This window comes from Pseudonocardia sp. HH130630-07 (assembly GCF_001698125.1).
GTDB lineage: Bacteria > Actinomycetota > Actinomycetes > Mycobacteriales > Pseudonocardiaceae > Pseudonocardia.
The window spans coordinates 1,266,291-1,283,828 of sequence record NZ_CP013854.1 but is presented as its reverse complement, the minus strand read 5'-3'; the positions used below and the strand labels follow the sequence as shown (position 1 = coordinate 1,283,828).

Here is a 17,538-nt window from a genome sequence, read left to right as displayed (position 1 = left end):
TCGGACATAGGCGGGAAGGGACACTCGATGACGCAGGTGTCACGGGCGGGAGAGGCGGGCCAGGGCCTGCCACCGGCAGCGGTCGACGAGGACGTGTTCCTCGCCGAGCGGCGGCGCTGGACCCCCGTCAAGATCGCGATCTGGTCGGCCATCGCGCTGCTGGGTGGCCTCGGCTGGGTCATGGTGGCCCTGGTCCGCGGCGAGACGGTGAACGCGATCTGGTTCGTGTTCGCCGCCGTCGCGACCTACCTGATCGGCTACCGCTTCTACTCGACCTACATCGAGGACAAGCTGCTCAAGCCGGACGACCGGCGGGCCACCCCGGCCGAGCACTCGGAGAACGGCCAGGACTTCCTGCCGACCGACCGCCGGGTCCTCTACGGCCACCACTTCGCCGCCATCGCCGGCGCCGGGCCGCTGGTCGGCCCGGTGCTCGCGGCGCAGATGGGCTACCTGCCCGGCACGATCTGGATCATCGTCGGCGTCATCATGGCCGGCGCGGTGCAGGACTACCTGGTGCTGTTCTTCTCGATGCGCCGCGGCGGCCGCTCGCTCGGCCAGATGGCCCGCGAGGAGCTGGGCCGGGTCGGCGGGATCGCGGCGCTCGTCGCGACCCTCGCCATCATGATCATCCTGATCGCGGTGCTCTCGCTGGTCGTGGTGAACGCCCTCGGCGAGAGCCCGTGGGGTGTGTTCTCGGTCGGCATGACCATCCCGATCGCCCTGTTCATGGGCGTCTACCTGCGGTTCCTGCGCCCGGGCAAGGTCTCCGAGGTCTCCTGGATCGGGTTCGCACTGCTGCTGGTCGCGATCATCTCCGGCGGCTGGGTGGCCGAGACCGAGTGGGGAGCCGCGCTCTTCACCCTGGACAAGGTTACCATCGCCTGGGGCGTGATCGTCTACGGCTTCGTCGCGGCGGTGCTGCCGGTGTGGCTGCTGCTCGCCCCGCGGGACTACCTGTCGACGTTCATGAAGATCGGCACGATCGTGCTGCTCGCGGTGGCGATCATCGTCGTGCGCCCGGAGCTGTCGGCGCCGGCGTTCTCCGAGTTCGCCGGCCGGGACGACGGCCCCATCGTCGCCGGGTCGCTGTTCCCGTTCCTGTTCATCACCATCGCGTGCGGTGCACTGTCCGGGTTCCACGCGCTGATCTCCTCGGGCACCACGCCCAAGCTGCTGGAGAAGGAGCGCCAGTCCCGGTTCATCGGCTACGGCGGCATGCTGATGGAGTCCTTCGTCGCGATCATGGCGCTGGTCGCGGCGCTGTCGATCGACCGCGGGCTCTACTTCGCGATGAACGTGCCCGCGTCGCTGACCGAGGGCACCGTCGAGGGCGCGGCGGCGTTCGTGAACTCGCTCGGGCTGATGAACGTCAACATCACCCCGGACCAGCTGGCGACGACGGCGGCGATGGTCGGCGAGGAGTCGATCGTCTCCCGCACCGGTGGTGCACCGACGCTGGCCGTCGGGCTCGCGAACATCATGCAGCAGTTCATCGGCGGTCCCGGCATGATGAGCTTCTGGTACCACTTCGCGATCATGTTCGAGGCGCTGTTCATCCTCACCGCGGTGGACGCGGGGACCCGGGTGGCCCGCTTCATGCTGCAGGACGCCATCGGCACCGTGGTCCCGCGCTTCCGGGACACCTCGTGGCGGGCCGGCGCCTGGATCTGCACCGCACTCATGGTCGGTGGCTGGGGCGCGATCCTGGTCATGGGCGTGACCGACCCGCTCGGCGGCATCAACACGCTGTTCCCGCTGTTCGGCATCGCCAACCAGCTGCTCGCGGCGATCGCGCTCGCGGTCTGCCTGGCGCTGGTCGCCCGGCGCGGCCAGGTCCGGTACCTGTGGATCATCATCGTGCCGCTGGCGTTCGCGGCGGTCGTGACGATCACCGCGTCGATGTACAAGATCTTCTCGCCGAAGCCGGCGATCGGGTACTGGGCGCAGCACTTCGCGTTCCGGGAGGCGATCGCGGCCGGTGAGACGAGCTTCGGCACGGCGGGGACGCCGGCGGCGATGGCGGCGGTCGTCCGCAACACCTTCATCCAGGGGACGCTGTCGATCCTGTTCGTGACGCTGGCGATCATCGTGATCGTCACGGCCGTCCTGGCCACCTGGAAGTCGGTCAGCATGGGTGGCCGGCCGGACAACGAGGAGCCGCCGGTGCCGTCGCGGCGCTACGCACCGGCCGGGATCATCGCCACCCCGGCGGAGAAGGAGCTGGAGAAGCAGTGGACGGAGACCGTGGGCGCCCCGGCCAGGCCGGGGCACTGAGGCCGGTCCTCGACGGGCTGCGCGGCCTGCACCGGTGGTGGCGCGGCGTGATCGGGGCGGACCTCTACGAGCGCTACCTCGACCACCACCGCCGGACCGGGCACGACCACCCGCCGATGACCGAGCGGGAGTACTGGCGGGCCCGGACCGACCACCAGGAGCGCAACCCGCAGGGCCGCTGCTGCTGATCCGTCCGGCCCCGGGGCCGGACGGCCCCACGATCGCGCCCGGCCGGGTCGCCCGGGCGCGTCGAGGTTGGATGTGGGGCGATCCGACGGGCAGGATCGCCGGTGTGAACGGTGCGGCGAGCCAGAGCGACGAGATCCGTCCCTCCACCGTGCACCGGGCCTACGGGCGCGGTGCCGGCGGATATGACGCGTTCGTCGGCATGATCCCCGGCTACCGCACCCATCTGCGGGTGTCGGCGTCCCGGATGGGTCTCGGCGACGGGCACGGCCTGCGGCTGCTCGACATCGGCTGTGGCACGGGCGTCTCCACCGAGGCGCTGCTCACCACGGTCCGCGGGGCCGAGGTGGTGGCCGTCGACGCGTCCGCCGAGATGCTGGCGGTGGCCCGCCGCAAGAACTGGTCCCCGCGGGTCTCCTTCGTGCACACCAAGCTGGAGACCCTGACCGAGGCCGGGGTCGACGGCCCGTTCGACGGGATCTTCGCCTCCTACCTGGTGTCGAACCTGCCCGACGCCGAGCACGGCCTGCGCCGGCTGCTGTCCCTGCTCCGCCCGGGCGCCCCGCTCGCGGTGCACGACTACGCGGTCGGCGGCACCCGTGGCCGCGCCCGCTGGATGACGGCCGGCTGGTCCTACCTGGTGCCGATGGCGGCGGCCCGCTGGGGCGTCGCCGACCTGGCCCGGTACCGGCTGCGGCGGGTGGCCGGGGCGGGTGGTCCGGAGCAGATGGTGCACCGGATGGAACGCGCCGGGTTCGACGACGTCCGGGTGCAGACCGTCGGTGGGACCCAGCAGCACCTGGTCCACACGTTCCTGGGCCGCCGGGCGGACGAGCCGGACGTGGTGGGGGAGCGGCACGCGCGCTCCTCGGCGCTGGCGGCGGCCGGGTGGCGCCCCGGCGGCGCACCGGCCCCGGAACCGGCGGCGGAACCGGTGGAGCAGGCCGAGCCGGTGGAGCCGGGCGGCCCGGAGGACCCGGGTTACGCCCGGGAGCTGCCCGAGGACGTGCACGAGGACCCGGCGGGCACCGAGCACGACGGCGACGCCGACACCGCAGCCGACCGTGCCGCCGGGTCGGGCACCGACACCGACACCGACGCCGACACCGACACCGGGTCCGGCACCGACCGGGACGGCGACACCGGCGGCGCGACCGGCGCCGACGACCCGGGCACCGACCACGCGACCGGCACCGATCGTCCGGCCGGTCCGGACGCCGCCGAGACGGACCGGCCCCGCGGCCACGGAGCGACCAGGGCCGGGCTCGCCGCGGCCGACGACGAGCCACCGACCCCGCCGACCGGCACCCCCAAGGTCTGAGCACCGCCGGGGCCCGGCTCCGGGGCCCCGGGCCGGGCCGCGCCGGTGCTCAGAGCCAGCCGTTGCGCCGCAGGTTGCGGTACAGCACCGTGCAGATGGTCGCGATGACCAGCAGCACCAGCGGGTAGCCGAAGTCCCAGTGCAGCTCCGGCATGTTGTCGAAGTTCATCCCGTAGACCCCGGCGATCATCGTCGGGACCGAGATCAGGCCCGCGTAGGCGGTGATCTTCCGCATGTCGTTGTTCTGCCGCATGCTGATCTTCGCGAGCACCGCGTCGACCAGCGTGGTCAGCAGCTCGTTGAACCCGGCGACCTGCTCGGCCACCCCGCCCAGGTGGTCGTCGACGTCGCGGAAGTAGGACCGGACGTCGTGCGGGACCAGCGAGCTGTAGCCCTCCGACAGCTTGCGCATCGGGCCGACCAGCGGCATCACGCAGCGGCGCAGGTCGAGGATCTCCCGCTTCATGACGTAGATCTGCTCGGGGTTCATCGTCGAGCCGGGCGAGAAGACCTCGGCCTCCACGGCGTCCAGGTCGCCCTCGATCTGGCGGACGACCTCGATGTAGGAGTCGACGACGTGGTCGGCGATCCCGTGCAGCACCGCGGCCGGTCCGAGCGCCAGCTGCTCCGGGTCCTCCTCCAGGCGGCGCCGCACCTGCTGCAGCCCGCTGTGCCGGCCGTGCCGGACGGTCACCACGAAGTCGCGGCCGAGGAACGCCATGACCTCGCCGGTCTCCACGATCTCGTTGGCCGTCGTCGGGTCGGCGTGCCCGACGTAGCGGACGGTCTTGAGCACCATGAACAGGGTGTCGTCGTAGCGCTCCAGCTTGGGCCGGTTGTGCGCGTGCACCGCGTCCTCGACGGCGAGTTCGTGCAGGCCGTAGGTCTCGGCGACGCCGGAGATCTGCTCGGCGTCGGGCTCGTGCAGGCCGATCCACACGAATCCCTCGCCGCGCTCGCGGACCTCGGCGATCGCGTCGTCGTGGGTCCAGCGGCCGGGCAGCCGCTCGCCGTCGACGTAGACGGCGCAGTCGACGACGTAGGCCGACAGCGGGACCCGCAGGCGGGTACCTGTCCGGTCGGTGGCGGCGCGGGCGGCGGCCCGCTCGGCGCGACGGGTGCGACCGGCGGACCGGATCGCAGGGCGGAGCTGGGACAGCGAGGGCATCACGGGACCTCCGGAGCGGCCGAGGGCGTACGGCCACCGTTCGGCGGCCGCCGGACACGCGACACGCCTCCCGCAGGTCAGCCCGGGAACGATCTCCGGGCCGGGAGCAGCGGGAGGCGGCACGTACTGCTCACCGGTGTCTGGGGTTCAGACGACACCGCGCTCACCTCCCTGCCTGCTCGTCGGGTCTCACCGGACCCATCGCCCGTGCTCCGTGAAATGTTCCGGGAGTGTGACATCCCCGACCGGGCAAGTCGGCGGCGGACCGCCCGGAGCCGGGCGGACCGGGGATACGTTACCCCCGCAACGAGTCGTCGGTGTGAGAGGAGCGTGAACGGTGCAGTTCGGGCGCTACTACGAGGAGTTCGAGGTCGGCGCGGTGTACAAGCACTGGCCCGGCAAGACGGTGACCGAGTACGACGACCACCTCTTCTGCCTCCTCACGATGAACCACCACCCGCTGCACCTGGATGCGCACTACGCGGGGGAGACCACCGACTTCGGGAAGAACGTGGTGGTCGGCAACTACGTCTACTCGCTGCTGCTGGGCATGTCGGTGCCCGACGTCTCGGGCAAGGCGATCGCGAACCTCGAGGTCGAGTCGCTGCGGCACACCAAGCCGACCTTCCACGGGGACACCATCTACGGCGAGACCGAGGTCCTGGACAAGACGGAGTCGCGGTCCAAGGACGACCGCGGCGTCGTGTACGTCGAGACCCGCGGCTACAAGCAGGACGGCACCGTCGTCTGCACCTTCCGGCGCAAGGTCATGGTGCCGAAGCGGTCCTACGGCGACGCCCGTGGCGGCGAGCAGCCCGGCCGCCCCACACCCATCGGCTGAGCGACGCCCCCGCCCCGCCCGTTGACCGGGCGGGGGCCCGCGTGCTCTCCTGTGGAACCGGTTCCATGGAACCGGTTCCACAGAGGAGTGCGATGACCACGATCCGCGACGTCGCGGCCCGCGCCGGGGTGTCACTCGGCACCGCGTCACGGGTGCTGGCCGGCAGCTCCGCGACGTCGGCCGAGGCCCGCGAGCGGGTGGCCGCCGCGGTGACCGAGCTGGGCTACCTGCCCAACGCCCGCGCCGGGTCGCTGCGCCGGGCCCGCACCGACACGGTCGGGATCCTCATCTCCGACGTCCGCAACCCCTTCTTCGCCGAGCTGGCGCACGCGGCCGAGCGGGAGGCGCTGCGCCGCGGCTCGGTCGTCATGCTCGCGAACGCCGACGAGGACGCCGGGCAGGAGCGGACCTACCTGCGGGCGTTCGGCACCCAGCGGGTGGACGGCGTGCTGCTGGCGCCGCAGTCGTCGGACCCCGCGCACTTCGCCCAGCTGCGCGCCTCCGGCGTCCCGGTGGTGTGCGTCGACCGGGTGGTCCCCGGGCTCGACGTGCCCTGCGTCGTGCCGGACAACGCCGGCGGCGTCCGGGCCGCGGTGGCCCTGCTCGTCGGCCGCGGCCACCACCGGGTCGGCTACGTCGGCGGCCCGGCGTCGGTGTCCACCGGGCGCGAGCGCGTCGAGGCGTTCCTGGCCGAGCGCGACGCCCGCGGCCTGCCCGCCGACCCGCGCCTGGTCGAGGAGGGCGACTTCCGGTCCGACAGCGGTGCGGTGGCCGTCGGGCGGATGCTCGACGCCGGTGCCGCCCCGACCGCGGTGCTCGTCGCCGACGGGCTGATGACCCTCGGGGCGCTGGCCGAGCTGCGCCGGCGCGGCCTGCGGCCGGCGGTCGAGCTGGTGTCCTTCGACGACTCCCCGTGGTTCGCCGAGGTGGAGCCGCCGGTGTCGGCGGTCGCGAACGACGCGACCCGGATGGGCCGCCGGGGGATGGAACTCCTGCTCGACGCCGTCGAACGGGCCCGCGACGGCGGCCCGGCGCCGGACCCGGCCACGGTCGTCGTCCCCACCCGGCTCGTCGACCGTTCCCGCACCGGCCCGCCCCCGCCCACACCCACCCCACGAGGAAGGACCCGCCCATGAAGGTCTCGCTCGGCGCCGACCACGCCGGCTACCCGCTCAAGGACACCGTCCGGGAGATCATCGAGCAGCTGGGCCACGAGGTGCTCGACCAGGGCACGCACGGCACGGACCCGGTCGACTTCCCGGACATCACGGCCGCGACCTGCCGTCCGGTGCTCGACGGCACCGCCGACCGCGCCGTGCTGGTCTGCGGTTCCGGGGCCGGCGCGATCATGGCGGCGAACAAGATCGACGGCATCCGCTGCGCGCTCGCGCACGAGCCCTACAGCGCGCACCAGGCCGTCGAGCACGACGACGCCAACGCGATCGCCATGGGCGCCTGGCTGGTGCCCCGCGCGCTGCTGCCGGAGATCGTCGGCCGCTTCCTCGACGCCCGGTTCGACGACACCCCCGAGACCCGCCGCCGGGTCGGCAAGCTGCACGACCTCGAGCGCGGCCGGTAGCCGCCCCCACATCGACGGAGATGTCCATGAGTACTCCCACCCCACGCGTCTCGGTGCGCGGCTCGGCCGACCGCCGACGGACCGCGGTCGCCGCGGCCGTGGGCACGAGCGTCGAGAACTACGACTTCGTCGCCTACGGCACCGCCTCGGCGCTGTACTTCGGGGCCGTGTTCTTCCCGGAGAACGACCCGTTCACCGGCACCCTGCTCGCCTTCGCCACGCTGGCGGTCGGGTTCGTGATGCGCCCGATCGGCGGTGCCGTCGGCGGGTACTTCGGCGACCGGTTCGGCCGCAAGCCGGTGCTCGTCACGGCGATGATCGTGATGGGCGGCGCGACCTTCCTGATCGGTGTCCTGCCGACCTACGCCCAGGTGGGGGTGCTCGCGCCGATCCTGCTCACGCTGATCCGGATGGTGCAGGGGCTGGCCTTCGGCGCGGAGTGGGGCGGCGCGGTGACGATGGCCTACGAGCACGCTCCCTGGCACCGCCGGGGGATGTTCGCGGCGATCCCGCAGGCCGGGAACCCGCTCGGGATCGCCCTGTCCAGCCTGATGTTCTTCCTCAGTGCCGGGCTGCCCGGCGACTGGCAGTGGCGGGTCCCGTTCCTGGTCAGCGCCGTGCTGGTGATCGCCGGGATCATCGTGCGCGCCAAGCTCGGCGAGTCCCCGGAGTTCGAGGAGGCGAAGGCGACCGGCCGGACCGAGCGCAACCCGCTGGGCACCGCGCTGCGCCGGGACCGGGGCGCGATCCTGCGGGTGATCGCGCTGCGGATCGTGGAGTCCTTCGCCTACTACTCGACGGCGACCTACCTGCTGGGCCACATCAGCGGCCGGCACCCGGACGTCCGGCCGACCGCGCTGGCCGCGGTGACGGTCGCGAGCGTGCTGGCGATCGGGGTCACCTTCGCGGCCGGTGTGCTGTCCGACCGGGTCGGCAGACGGCCGATCTACATCGCCGCCTGTGTGGTCGCCGCGCTGTTCGGGTTCCCGATGTACCTGCTCACCGAGGGCGGGAACCCGGTGCTGGTGGTGCTCGTCTTCGTGATCGGCATCGGGCTCGTGCACGCCTCGCTGACCGGGGTGCAGGGAGCGCTGCTGACCGAGCAGTTCCGGACGGCGACCCGGACCTCGGGGGCGTCGCTGGGGTACCAGCTGGCGGCGTCGCTCGGCGGGTTCGCCCCGCTGCTCGCCGCCCTGCTGGCCGGGGCCTTCGGCTGGCCGGGACCGGCGATGCTCTACGTCGCCGCGGCGCTGGTCGGGCTGGCCGGGATCCTGCTCACCACCGAGACCTGGGGACCGGCCCGCCGGGCCGAGGTCGCGGAGCTGGTCCGCGCCGAGGAACGGGCGACGGCCGGGGGCTGAGTCAGCTGCGGGGCAGCGCGTCCCAGCCCCGCAGCACCTCGGTCAGGCCGTCCACCAGCGGCAGCCGGGCGAACGCCGCGAGATCGACGAACCGGGCGTCGGCGGCGTCGTCCCCGGGGCGCGGGACCGCGATCGACGACGGCGCGAGCTCGCAGTGGTAGTCCGCGATGTGGAACGGCCCGCGGACGACGACGCCGGCGAGCGCACCGGGGCGGACGGTCAGTCCGGTCTCCTCGAACAGTTCCCGGACGACGGCCGTGTGGTCGTCCTCACCCGGTTCGACCCGGCCGCCGGGGACCGACCAGAGGCCGCGCCCCGGATCGTTGGCCCTGCGTACCAACAGCAATCGACCGACCGGGTCATACACGATTCCACCCACGCAGGCGACGTGTCGGCTACTGTCGGTCATCCACAACAACGGTACGCTGCTCGGGTGCCGGTACCGGAGTCCGTCGGACTCGGGTACCAATGATGAGGTTGTCCCAACGGGCCGGAACGGGTGACGGTTAACGTGCGCAAGCTTCTGATCTTGGTCGCGGTGGCGCTGGGGATATTCCTGGTCGTCACAGCGCCTGACGCGGCTGCCAACTCGGTCTCGAACGTCGGCACGATCCTCTACGACGCGGCCAGGTCGGTCTCCACCTTCGTGACCTCGCTGATCTGATCCGTGCTCGCGCCCCGGGAGATCGACGAGTACCTGCTCCCCACGGAGCGCCGGGTCATCCGCGTGCGTCAGCACTGGGCCGTCATGGCCAAGCACATCACGCAGACGGCGCTGTTCATCCTCGTCGTCGTCGGGATCGAGCAGCTGACCGACAACCGCGGGTTGGGGACGTCGTTCGACGTCGTGTTCGACAACCTGGCGTTCTACCTGGTGCTGGTGGCCGTCCTGCGGTTCACGGCGCTGACCATCCTGTGGTGGATCGAGCGGATCGTCATCACCGACAAGCGGGTGATGATCGCCCAGGGGATCATCGTCCACAACGTCGGCATGATGCCGCTGGGCAAGGTCACCGACCTGACGTTCCAGCGCTCGCTGTCCGGGCGCCTGCTCGGCTACGGGACGATGGTGGTCGAGTCGGCGGGCCAGATCCAGGCGCTCAACCGGATCGACTTCATGCCCCGTCCCGAGGAGATCTACGAGGCGCTCTCCGAGCTGGTGTTCGGGGAGAAGGGCAAGACCCGCTCGACCGGGATGCTCGCCAAGCCGCGCTGGCGCCGCTGAACCCGCGCCCGGCCGGTTAGGGTCGGTGGGTGGCCGTGATCGACCTGCACACCCACTCGACCGCCTCCGACGGCACCGACAGCCCTGCGGAGCTGATGGGTGCCGCGGCCGCGGCCGGGCTCGACGTCGTCGCGCTGACCGACCACGACACCACCGCGGGCTGGGACGACGCCGTCGCCGCACTGCCCGCCGGGTTGTCGCTGGTCCGCGGGGCGGAGTTCTCCTGCCTGAGCCCGACCGGGCGCCCCGGGGAGCCACGCTGCCCGGTGCACCTGCTCGGGTACCTGTTCGACCCGCGGCACGAAGCGATCGTCGCCGAGCAGTCGCGGCTGCGGGCGGAGCGGACCGAGCGGCTGCACACCATGGTCGGCCGGATGGCCGCCGACGGCTACCCGGTCGACGCCGACACGGTGTTCGCGCACCTGCCCGCCGGGGGCAGCGCCGGGCGTCCGCACCTGGCCAGGGCGCTGGTCGCCGCGGGCGTCGTCGGGTCGGTCGACGCGGCGTTCGCCGACCTGCTGCACGACGACAGCCCCTACTACGTGCCGCGGGCGGACACGACGGTGGAGACGGCCGTCGAGATGATCACCGCGGCCGGCGGGGTCGCGGTGTTCGCACACCCGCTGGCCCGGCGCCGGGGCCGGGTCGTCGAACCGGCGGTCCTGGTCGACCTGGTCGGCTACGGCCTCGGCGGGGTCGAGGTGGACCACCCGCACCACGCCGCGGCCGACCGTGAGCTGCTGCGCACGCTGACGGTCGCGCACGGGCTGCTCGCGACCGGCTCCAGCGACTACCACGGCACCAACAAGACGACCCCGCTGGCGGAGGAGACCACCGACCCGCAGGCGTACGACGCGCTCGTCGCGCGCGCGACCGGCGTGGGCGTCGTCACCGGAGCGGCCACCGCGTGACGAGGCCGCCGGCGGCCCCGCTGTACCGTTGAGGGATGGCCCGGTCCACCCCGCCCAGCACCGGGAACCCCGATGGTCAACTCGGCCTCGACCTGCTGGATCCCGACTTCGGGCCGCCCGCGCTGCACCGGGTGACCCCGGCCCGGCTGGACACCTGGGACGCCTGCCCCCGCCGGTACCGGATGCTGCACGTCGACCGGCCGGCCCCGCCCCGCGGCGGTGCCTTCGCGCACACCACGCTGGGCGCCGTCGTGCACCTGGCGCTGCGCTCGTTCGCCGAGCTGCCCGCGCGCCGGCGCACCCCGGCGGAGGCGATGGCCCTGGTCGGGCGGCACTGGTCGGACGAGGGGTTCGCCGACCCCGCACAGGCCGCCCGGTACCGCCACCGCGCGCAGGAGTGGCTGGCCGCGGTGGCCGACGGGCCGGTCGGCGACACCGATCCGGTCGCCGTCGAGCGCCGGGTGAGTGCGCCGGTGGGGGACCTGCTGGTGGAGGGCCGGGTCGACCGCCTCGACCGCACGCCGGACGGGGACGCGCTGGTCGTCGTCGACTTCAAGACCGGCCGGCACGTGCCCGCCGACACCGACGCCCGCGACTCCCGCCAGCTCGCGCTCTACGCCGTCGCGGTGGCGCAGGTGTTCCGGCGCCGGTGCCGGCGGGTGGAGCTGCACCACGTCCCGACCGGGACGGTCGCGGCCTGGGAGCACGACGAGGAGTCACTGGACAGGCACGTCCGGGCCGCCGGGGCCACCGCGTCCGCGGCGGTCGCCGCCGTCGAGGCCCACGCGGCGGGCGGTGACCCGGAGGCGCTGTTCCCGGCCCGTACCGGATCCCGCTGCGGCACCTGCCCGGTCCGGCGGAACTGCCCGGACGGCCGGGCCGCCACGCCCGAACCGCGCCCGTGGGACCTGCTGGCCCCGTGAACACCGACCCCCGGCGGCCCGACCTGCGCGGACGCCCCGATCCGTACCGGCAGCCCGGCCGCCACGGCGACGGTCGCGGGGCCGGCCCCGCCGGCGGGCAGCGACGGCCCCCCGAGCCCCCGACCCGGCCCGTGGGACACGGCGCACCGTTCGGCGGGACCGGCGGACCGGCCCGCCCCCCGCGCGCGGACCGGGCCGCCCCCGGTGTGCGCCCCCCGGCGCCGGGCCGGCCGGACCGCCGTCCCGCCGCGGGCTCGCGACGTGGTGCGCCGGCCGGAGCGGACCGGCGCGCCACGGAACCCCCGCCGCGGCGCCGGGACCGGCCCACCGGCGGCGGTACGGACGACCGGCACCGACCGCCGTCCGGGATCGGACGGCTGCTGCGCGGTCTGGGCGGTCTGTCCACCGGTGGCCTCGTCGTGCTCACGGCCGGGCTCTGCGTCGTCGCCTGGCTGTCCGGGCGGAACGGGGTCCCCGGTCCGGGGACCCCGGACCTGGTCGCGCACCTGGCCGCGACGGTGGTCGCGGTGGGCGGGCAGATCGTCGCCGACCGGCGGGGCGACCGGACCGGCACCCTCGTGGCGCTCGGGGTGATCGCGGTGGTGGGGTCGGTGCTGGGGTTCGGCTGGTTCCTCTGACGTGGTCTACCGGGCGGGGCCGAGCGCCACGGCATCGGTGCCGCGCATCTCCACCAGCAGCCCGCCCTGGGCCACCACCTGGACCGGGCCCGTCCACCCGTCCCGCTCGACGGGCACCGTGCGCGCCACCGCCCCGGTCGCCGGGTCGACGTCGGCCAGACCGGAGGGGACCGGGACCAGCAGCCGGTCGCCGTAGCGGGTGCCGGCGCCGAGCGTGCCCGGCACGGTCCAGCGGGGCTGCAGGGTCGCCGTGTCGAGCGCGACGGTGGCACCCCCGGTCCACCAGTAGCGGGTCCGGTCGTCGGCCCCCATGCGTGCGACGCCGTCGGCGGGGACGTTGATCCGGGCCCCCGCCGCGACGGGGAACTCGCCGACACCGCGGCCCGAGCGGTCGTAGAGGGCCAGCCGGGGGACACCGGGGAGCAGCAGCGCGGCGCGGTCGGCGGAGACCGCGATCAGCTGCGCGCCGTCGGTGCCGGTCTCGGCGGAGGAGTCGAAGGCGGGCCGGTCGCCCTCGGTCCCGCTGGGGCGGATCACCGAGAGCCGCTCGGACGCCTCGCCGGGGCAGCGTTCGAGCACGCCGGCGCGGTCGCCCGACGCCGCGAAGGACCGGAACGCGCATCCGCTGCGCGGCTGGTCGCCGGGCTCCTCCAGGGCACGGACGGTGCCGTACTCGGCGGTCCGGACCAGGTCGGAGCGGAACGTCTCGACGTAGTCCGGGCCGGTGGCGAGCACCGGGTCCTGGCCGATCAGCCGGACCCCCGGACGGGCGTCGAGGGTGCGGTTCGGGCCGCGCTCACCGGTGTCCGGCCCGAGCGTGGACAGCTCCGAGCAGTACTCGTCGTTGCGGTAGAGCGCGAGCACCCGGCCGTCGGCGATCCCGGCGGTGCACAGCGGACGATCGCGGGTGTAGCTCCAGCGCTCCCGGCCGGTGACCGCGTCCCGCCCGGAGACCGTCGACCCGTCCGCCACGACGACGCCGGCACCGGCGGCCAGCGGAACGGGCGTGTTCGGGCTGGGGGCCCGCCACAGCTCGGTGAACGCCGCCGGGACCGGCCCCACCGGCGGCGGCGGAGCCGCCGCCGTGGTGGCGGGGACCGAGCGGGTGTTCGCGGCCGGGCTCTGCAGGCCGTAGATCAGCGCGACCCCGGCCACGAGCACGACGAGAACCGCGGCGACCAGGCGGTCGCCGCGGTGTCGTCGTTCGGCGGGAACCCGGGGCCACGGCACTCGGCCGGGCCACGGACCCCGTGCGCGCAGCACGCTCTGCCGGCGGCCGTCAGCTCGCGGCGGCGTCGGCGGAGGAGTCCCCGCCGGAGCCGGACCGGTTCCGCGAACCGCCGCGGCGGCGCCTGCGGCGCGGCTTGGTCTCGCCGCCGTCCGCCGAGCCCGCGGGGCCGTTCTGCGGTGCGGGGGCCGAGCCGTCGGCACCGCCCGCGGACGCGCCCTGCTCCGCCCCGGACGCGTCGACGGCGACGCCGCCGCGGGTACGGGTGCGGGACCGGTTGCGCCGCGGCCGGCGGCTCTCGCCGTCGCCGCCGGAGTCACCGTCGCGACCGGGGCGGCCGCCGCGCTGCTTGCGCGAGCCCTGGTGGTCGCCCTCGGAGTCGATGTACTCGGCGTCCAGCCCGGCCCGGGTGCGCGCCGACAGCGGCAGCCGCCCGCTCGCGCCCGGTGCGATGCCCAGGTCGCTGAACAGGTGGTCGGACGTCGAGTAGGTCTCGACCGGCTCGGGGATGCCCAGGTTCAGGTCGTCCGAGATCATCTTCCAGCGGGGGATCTCGTCCCAGTCCACCAGGGTGACGGCGACGCCCTCGCGCCCGGCCCGGCCGGTGCGGCCGATCCGGTGCACGTAGGTCTTGGCGTCCTCCGGGCACTGGTAGTTGACCACGTGGGTCACGCCGGTGACGTCGATACCGCGGGCGGCGACGTCCGTCGCGACCAGCACGTCGACCTTCTCCGCGCGGAACGCGCGCAGCGCCTGCTCGCGGGCGCCCTGGCCGAGGTCGCCGTGCACGGCGGCGGCGGCGAAGCCGCGCTCGGCCAGGTCGTCGGCGACCCGCTGGGCGGTCCGCTTGGTCCGGGTGAAGATCATCGACAGGCCACGGTCCTTGGCCTGCAGCACCCGGGTGACCAGCTCGACCTTGTCCATCGCGTGCGCGCGATAGACGAGCTGCTTGGTGCGCTCGTGGATGGAGCCCTGGTCGGCCTCCTCCGCACGGATGTGCGTGGGCCGGGTGAGGAACGCCCGGGACAGCTGCACGATCGGCCCCGGCATCGTGGCCGAGAACAGCATGGTGTGGCGCTGCTCGGGCAGCATCCGCAGGATCCGCTCGACGTCGGGCAGGAAGCCCAGGTCGAGCATCTCGTCGGCCTCGTCGAGGACCAGCGCCTTGACCCGGCCGAGCACGAGGTGGCGCTGCTCGGCGAGGTCGAGCAGCCGGCCGGGGGTGCCGACGATGACGTCGACGCCCTTGCGCAGGGCCTCCAGCTGCGGCTCGTAGGCGCGGCCGCCGTAGATGGCGACGACGCGCACGCCCAGATGCTTGCCCGCGGCCGCGATGTCCCTGGCGACCTGCACGCACAGCTCGCGGGTGGGCACGACGACGAGCGCCTGCGGCACGTCCTTGCTGCGGTCGGCGGCCTCGCCCTCGGCGGTGGCGGCCGGCTGCTCACCGGGCGGGGTGATCCGCTGCAGCATCGGGACGCCGAAGCCGAGGGTCTTGCCGGTACCGGTGCGGGCCTGGCCGATGACGTCCTCACCGGCCAGCGCGAGCGGGAGGGTCAGCTCCTGGATCGCGAAGGTGCGGACGATGTCGTTCTCCGCGAGCGCGGAGACGATCTCGGGCCGGACGCCGAGCTCGGCGAACGTCGGGGGGAGCTTCTCGCCGCCGGGGTTGGTGACGCCCTCGGGCGCCTCGGTGGCGGTGATGCCGGTGGCCAGGAAGCCGGGATCGGCCTCGGGGCCGGCGGGGTCGGGGCTGTCTTCGGTGACGGACAGGGTGATCGCCTCTCTCCGCGCACAGGAGCCGTGGCGTGGCTCGTCGACCGGCACCGGGTCCGTTGCGGACCGGGCGGGAGAGCCGCCGAGGCGCTGCGCGCACCAGGTCAGGTGCGGGTTCCGGTGAGATGTGGCCGGCCGTTCGCGATGGCCGGTCGGTCATCGTCTCGGCCCGCCCGCCCCGTTTCCCGGATCCCGCGCGGTGGGCACGTGCACCGCAAACCGGCGACGCGCTGACCGCATCGTACCCGGAGTGGGCGCCCGGCACGATGTCGCGGGCCGCCGACGCGCGGTGAGATGGCTCGCGCCCGGCCCCGGCGGGGCCGTCCGCCACACCCGGTCGGCCCGATGCCTCCGGTTAGGGTGACGCCCATGACCATCGATGCCGGCGGACCCACCATGGCGACCGTCGAGCTGCTCGGCGTCCTCGCCTACGGCGAGCTCTCCGCGTTCGACCGGCTGGCCGAGGACGCCCGGGAGGCGCCCACGCTGGCGGGTCGCGCCCAGCTGTCCACGATGGCCGCCGCCGAGATCGGCCACTTCCGGCTGATCGAGGACCACCTCGGCGGGTCCGGCATCGCGATCGCCGACGCGATGGCCCCGTTCGTGGCGCTGATCGACAGCTACCACGCCTCCACCGCGCCACGGAGCTGGCTGGAGTCGCTGGTCAAGGCCTATCTCGGGGACGGCCTCGGCGCGGACTTCTACCGCGAGGTGGCCGGCTGGGTGGACCCGGGGACCGGCGAGCTGGTCCGGCGGGTGCTCGCCGACACCGGGCACTCCGCGTTCGCCGAGCGGGAGGTGCGTGCCGCCTGCGAGGCGAACCCACACCAGCGCGACCGGCTGGTCCTGTGGGGGCGCCGGTTGCTCGGTGAGGCCGTCACGCACGCCCAGCGGGTGGTCGCCGAGCGCGACGAGCTGGCCGAGTTCATCGTGCTGGGCTCGGGGGAGCAGGGCGGGGTGGCCGGCCTGATCAAGACGGTCCAGACGGCGCACGGCAGGCGGATGAGCCGCCTCGGGCTGTCCTGAGCGGGTTTCGACTAGCCTGGCGGACGCCAGAGGGTGGAAGTCGTGGATCGGGAGGTCCCACCGGTGAAGGTCAAGATCGGCATCGCGGAGACCCCGCGGGAGCTCGTGGTGTCCAGCGACCGCACGCCGGACGAGGTGGCCCAGCTGCTCAGCGGGGCGATGAAGTCCGACGACGGGCTGCTGGACCTGACCGACGACCAGGGCAACCGGTTCGTCGTGCCGGTCGCGCGGATCTCCTACGTGGAGATCGGCCCGGCCGAGGAGCGCAAGGTCGGGTTCGGCCTGGGCGGCTGAGCACGTGGTCGTCGGGCCCGGCCGCCGTCGAGGGGCCGGGCCCGACGCGTGTCAGCTGGAGGTCCCGGTGGGGGTGTGCGGGTCGGGCACCAGGCGCAGGATGTCGGCGTCCGTGGTCGGCCGGTCCAGCCCGGAGACCCCGCCGATCCCGCCCCACGCCAGTGCGGACAGGTAGTTCGTCAGGGCCTCGCGGCTCATCGTGCGCCGTTCGAGCCACCAGTCCCCGGCCGACTGGACCATGCCGATCAGGCCGTGCGCCCAGACCTCGGCGCCACCGGAGTCACGGCCCTCGGCACGCAGCCGCTCGCCGAACAGGATGGTGAGCACGGCGCCGATCCGGCCGCGGACGTCGTCGGCGACCTCGGCGCCCGCCGCAGGCTCGGCCGGGTTGGAGACGACGAACCGGTAGAGGTGCGGCTCCTGCTCGATCATCCCGAGGAAGGCGTCGATGACGGCGGCGACGTGCTCGATCGGCTCCGCGTCGATCGCGAGGACCGGGGAGATGCGCTCCATCAGCATCTCGGCGGCGTGCTCGCCGACCGCCCGCTGCAGGTCGGCCCGGTCGGCGAAGTGCCGGTACAGGACCGGCTTGGTGATGCCGGCGGCCGCCGCGATCTGGGCGACGGAGACGCCGGGCCCGTGTTCGCGGATCGCCTCGACGGCCGCCTCGACCATCTGGCCGCGGCGTTCCTCCCGGCGGCGGGCACGAGCGTCCGGCTTGACATCCCTCTCCACGTCCGGCACGTTACCAAAGGTTACTGTTACCAGCGGTAACGTTGAATCG

At 73.9% G+C, this 17,538-nt stretch carries 19 protein-coding genes; 14 read left to right on the top strand and 5 right to left on the bottom strand.

The annotated features are described in order from the left end of the window. Positions 1 to 27 precede the first annotated feature (27 nt). From AFB00_RS06115 to AFB00_RS34625, 3 genes are all read left to right on the top strand, one after another. Positions 28 to 2,277 (top strand): carbon starvation CstA family protein, encoded by a 2,250-nt coding sequence (locus AFB00_RS06115; RefSeq protein WP_068796420.1) that lies wholly within the window; start codon positions 28 to 30, stop codon positions 2,275 to 2,277. Beyond that, positions 2,235 to 2,465, top strand: a complete 231-nt coding sequence (locus AFB00_RS06110) for a YbdD/YjiX family protein (protein ID WP_083275310.1) — start codon at positions 2,235 to 2,237, stop codon at positions 2,463 to 2,465. The genes AFB00_RS06115 and AFB00_RS06110 overlap by 43 nt, the downstream gene beginning before the upstream one ends. A gap of 104 nt (positions 2,466 to 2,569) precedes the next feature. After that, entirely contained in the window at positions 2,570 to 3,784 is a 1,215-nt protein-coding gene (locus tag AFB00_RS34625; protein WP_068796419.1) for a class I SAM-dependent methyltransferase, read from the top strand. 49 nt (positions 3,785 to 3,833) lie between these two features. On the opposite strand, the gene corA is transcribed toward AFB00_RS34625, so the two are convergent. Continuing rightward, positions 3,834 to 4,952: a magnesium/cobalt transporter CorA gene (gene corA / locus AFB00_RS06100; RefSeq protein ID WP_068796418.1), complete on the bottom strand. Its 1,119-nt coding sequence runs from the start codon at positions 4,950 to 4,952 to the stop codon at positions 3,834 to 3,836. Between the two features lie 337 nt (positions 4,953 to 5,289). Between corA and AFB00_RS06095 the strand changes: the two genes are divergently transcribed. The 4 genes from AFB00_RS06095 (at position 5,290) to AFB00_RS06080 (ending at position 8,733) form a co-directional block, all read left to right on the top strand. Further along, positions 5,290 to 5,793, top strand: coding sequence for a MaoC family dehydratase (locus AFB00_RS06095; protein WP_068796417.1), 504 nt, complete (start codon positions 5,290 to 5,292; stop codon positions 5,791 to 5,793). A 92-nt stretch (positions 5,794 to 5,885) separates the two neighbouring features. After that, a complete protein-coding gene (locus AFB00_RS06090) occupies positions 5,886 to 6,929 on the top strand; it encodes a LacI family DNA-binding transcriptional regulator (RefSeq protein ID WP_068796416.1) in 1,044 nt (347 codons plus the stop codon). Further along, on the top strand, positions 6,926 to 7,372 hold the full coding sequence (locus AFB00_RS06085) for an RpiB/LacA/LacB family sugar-phosphate isomerase (RefSeq protein ID WP_068796415.1): 447 nt from the start codon (positions 6,926 to 6,928) through the stop codon (positions 7,370 to 7,372). Before AFB00_RS06090 ends, AFB00_RS06085 begins: the two co-directional genes overlap by 4 nt. A gap of 26 nt (positions 7,373 to 7,398) precedes the next feature. Beyond that, complete coding sequence (locus AFB00_RS06080; protein ID WP_068796414.1) at positions 7,399 to 8,733, top strand: MFS transporter; 1,335 nt, start codon at positions 7,399 to 7,401, stop codon at positions 8,731 to 8,733. A gap of 1 nt (position 8,734) precedes the next feature. Here the strand turns inward: AFB00_RS06080 and AFB00_RS06075 are convergent, their stop codons facing one another. Beyond that, entirely contained in the window at positions 8,735 to 9,142 is a 408-nt protein-coding gene (locus tag AFB00_RS06075) for an NUDIX hydrolase (protein WP_068796413.1), read from the bottom strand. 102 nt (positions 9,143 to 9,244) lie between these two features. Between AFB00_RS06075 and AFB00_RS33865 the strand changes: the two genes are divergently transcribed. Genes AFB00_RS33865 through AFB00_RS31445 form a run of 5 tightly spaced genes read left to right on the top strand, consistent with a single transcriptional unit; the run spans position 9,245 to position 12,430 of the window. Further along, entirely contained in the window at positions 9,245 to 9,397 is a 153-nt protein-coding gene (locus AFB00_RS33865) for a hypothetical protein (RefSeq protein ID WP_197520015.1), read from the top strand. 3 nt (positions 9,398 to 9,400) lie between these two features. Beyond that, positions 9,401 to 9,958 carry a PH domain-containing protein gene (locus tag AFB00_RS06070; protein ID WP_068796412.1) on the top strand — a complete coding sequence of 186 codons (558 nt, stop codon included), beginning with the start codon at positions 9,401 to 9,403 and terminating at the stop codon, positions 9,956 to 9,958. A gap of 29 nt (positions 9,959 to 9,987) precedes the next feature. Further along, complete coding sequence (locus AFB00_RS06065) at positions 9,988 to 10,869, top strand: PHP domain-containing protein (protein WP_068796411.1); 882 nt, start codon at positions 9,988 to 9,990, stop codon at positions 10,867 to 10,869. Between the two features lie 35 nt (positions 10,870 to 10,904). Then, positions 10,905 to 11,792, top strand: coding sequence for a RecB family exonuclease (locus AFB00_RS06060; RefSeq protein ID WP_068796410.1), 888 nt, complete (start codon positions 10,905 to 10,907; stop codon positions 11,790 to 11,792). Further along, the gene (locus tag AFB00_RS31445) at positions 11,789 to 12,430 is read left to right on the top strand and encodes a hypothetical protein (RefSeq protein WP_083275309.1); all 642 of its coding nucleotides are present in this window, start codon (positions 11,789 to 11,791) and stop codon (positions 12,428 to 12,430) included. The genes AFB00_RS06060 and AFB00_RS31445 overlap by 4 nt, the downstream gene beginning before the upstream one ends. A 6-nt stretch (positions 12,431 to 12,436) precedes the next feature. Here AFB00_RS31445 and AFB00_RS06050 read toward each other — a convergent pair whose 3' ends face one another. Beyond that, entirely contained in the window at positions 12,437 to 13,591 is a 1,155-nt protein-coding gene (locus AFB00_RS06050; protein ID WP_083275308.1) for an Rv3212 family protein, read from the bottom strand. Between the two features lie 118 nt (positions 13,592 to 13,709). Further along, positions 13,710 to 15,485 (bottom strand): DEAD/DEAH box helicase, encoded by a 1,776-nt coding sequence (locus tag AFB00_RS06045; RefSeq protein ID WP_083275307.1) that lies wholly within the window; start codon positions 15,483 to 15,485, stop codon positions 13,710 to 13,712. 318 nt (positions 15,486 to 15,803) lie between these two features. Here AFB00_RS06045 and AFB00_RS06040 point away from each other — a divergent pair, with 318 nt between their 5' ends. Both AFB00_RS06040 and AFB00_RS06035 read left to right on the top strand, forming a co-directional pair. After that, positions 15,804 to 16,460 carry a ferritin-like fold-containing protein gene (locus AFB00_RS06040; protein WP_156819403.1) on the top strand — a complete coding sequence of 219 codons (657 nt, stop codon included), beginning with the start codon at positions 15,804 to 15,806 and terminating at the stop codon, positions 16,458 to 16,460. Positions 16,461 to 16,523: 63 nt separating this feature from the next. Beyond that, on the top strand, positions 16,524 to 16,754 hold the full coding sequence (locus AFB00_RS06035) for a DUF3107 domain-containing protein (protein ID WP_068796407.1): 231 nt from the start codon (positions 16,524 to 16,526) through the stop codon (positions 16,752 to 16,754). Between the two features lie 51 nt (positions 16,755 to 16,805). Here the strand turns inward: AFB00_RS06035 and AFB00_RS06030 are convergent, their stop codons facing one another. Continuing rightward, complete coding sequence (locus AFB00_RS06030; RefSeq protein ID WP_068800044.1) at positions 16,806 to 17,489, bottom strand: TetR/AcrR family transcriptional regulator; 684 nt, start codon at positions 17,487 to 17,489, stop codon at positions 16,806 to 16,808. Between the last annotated feature and the right edge of the window lie 49 nt (positions 17,490 to 17,538).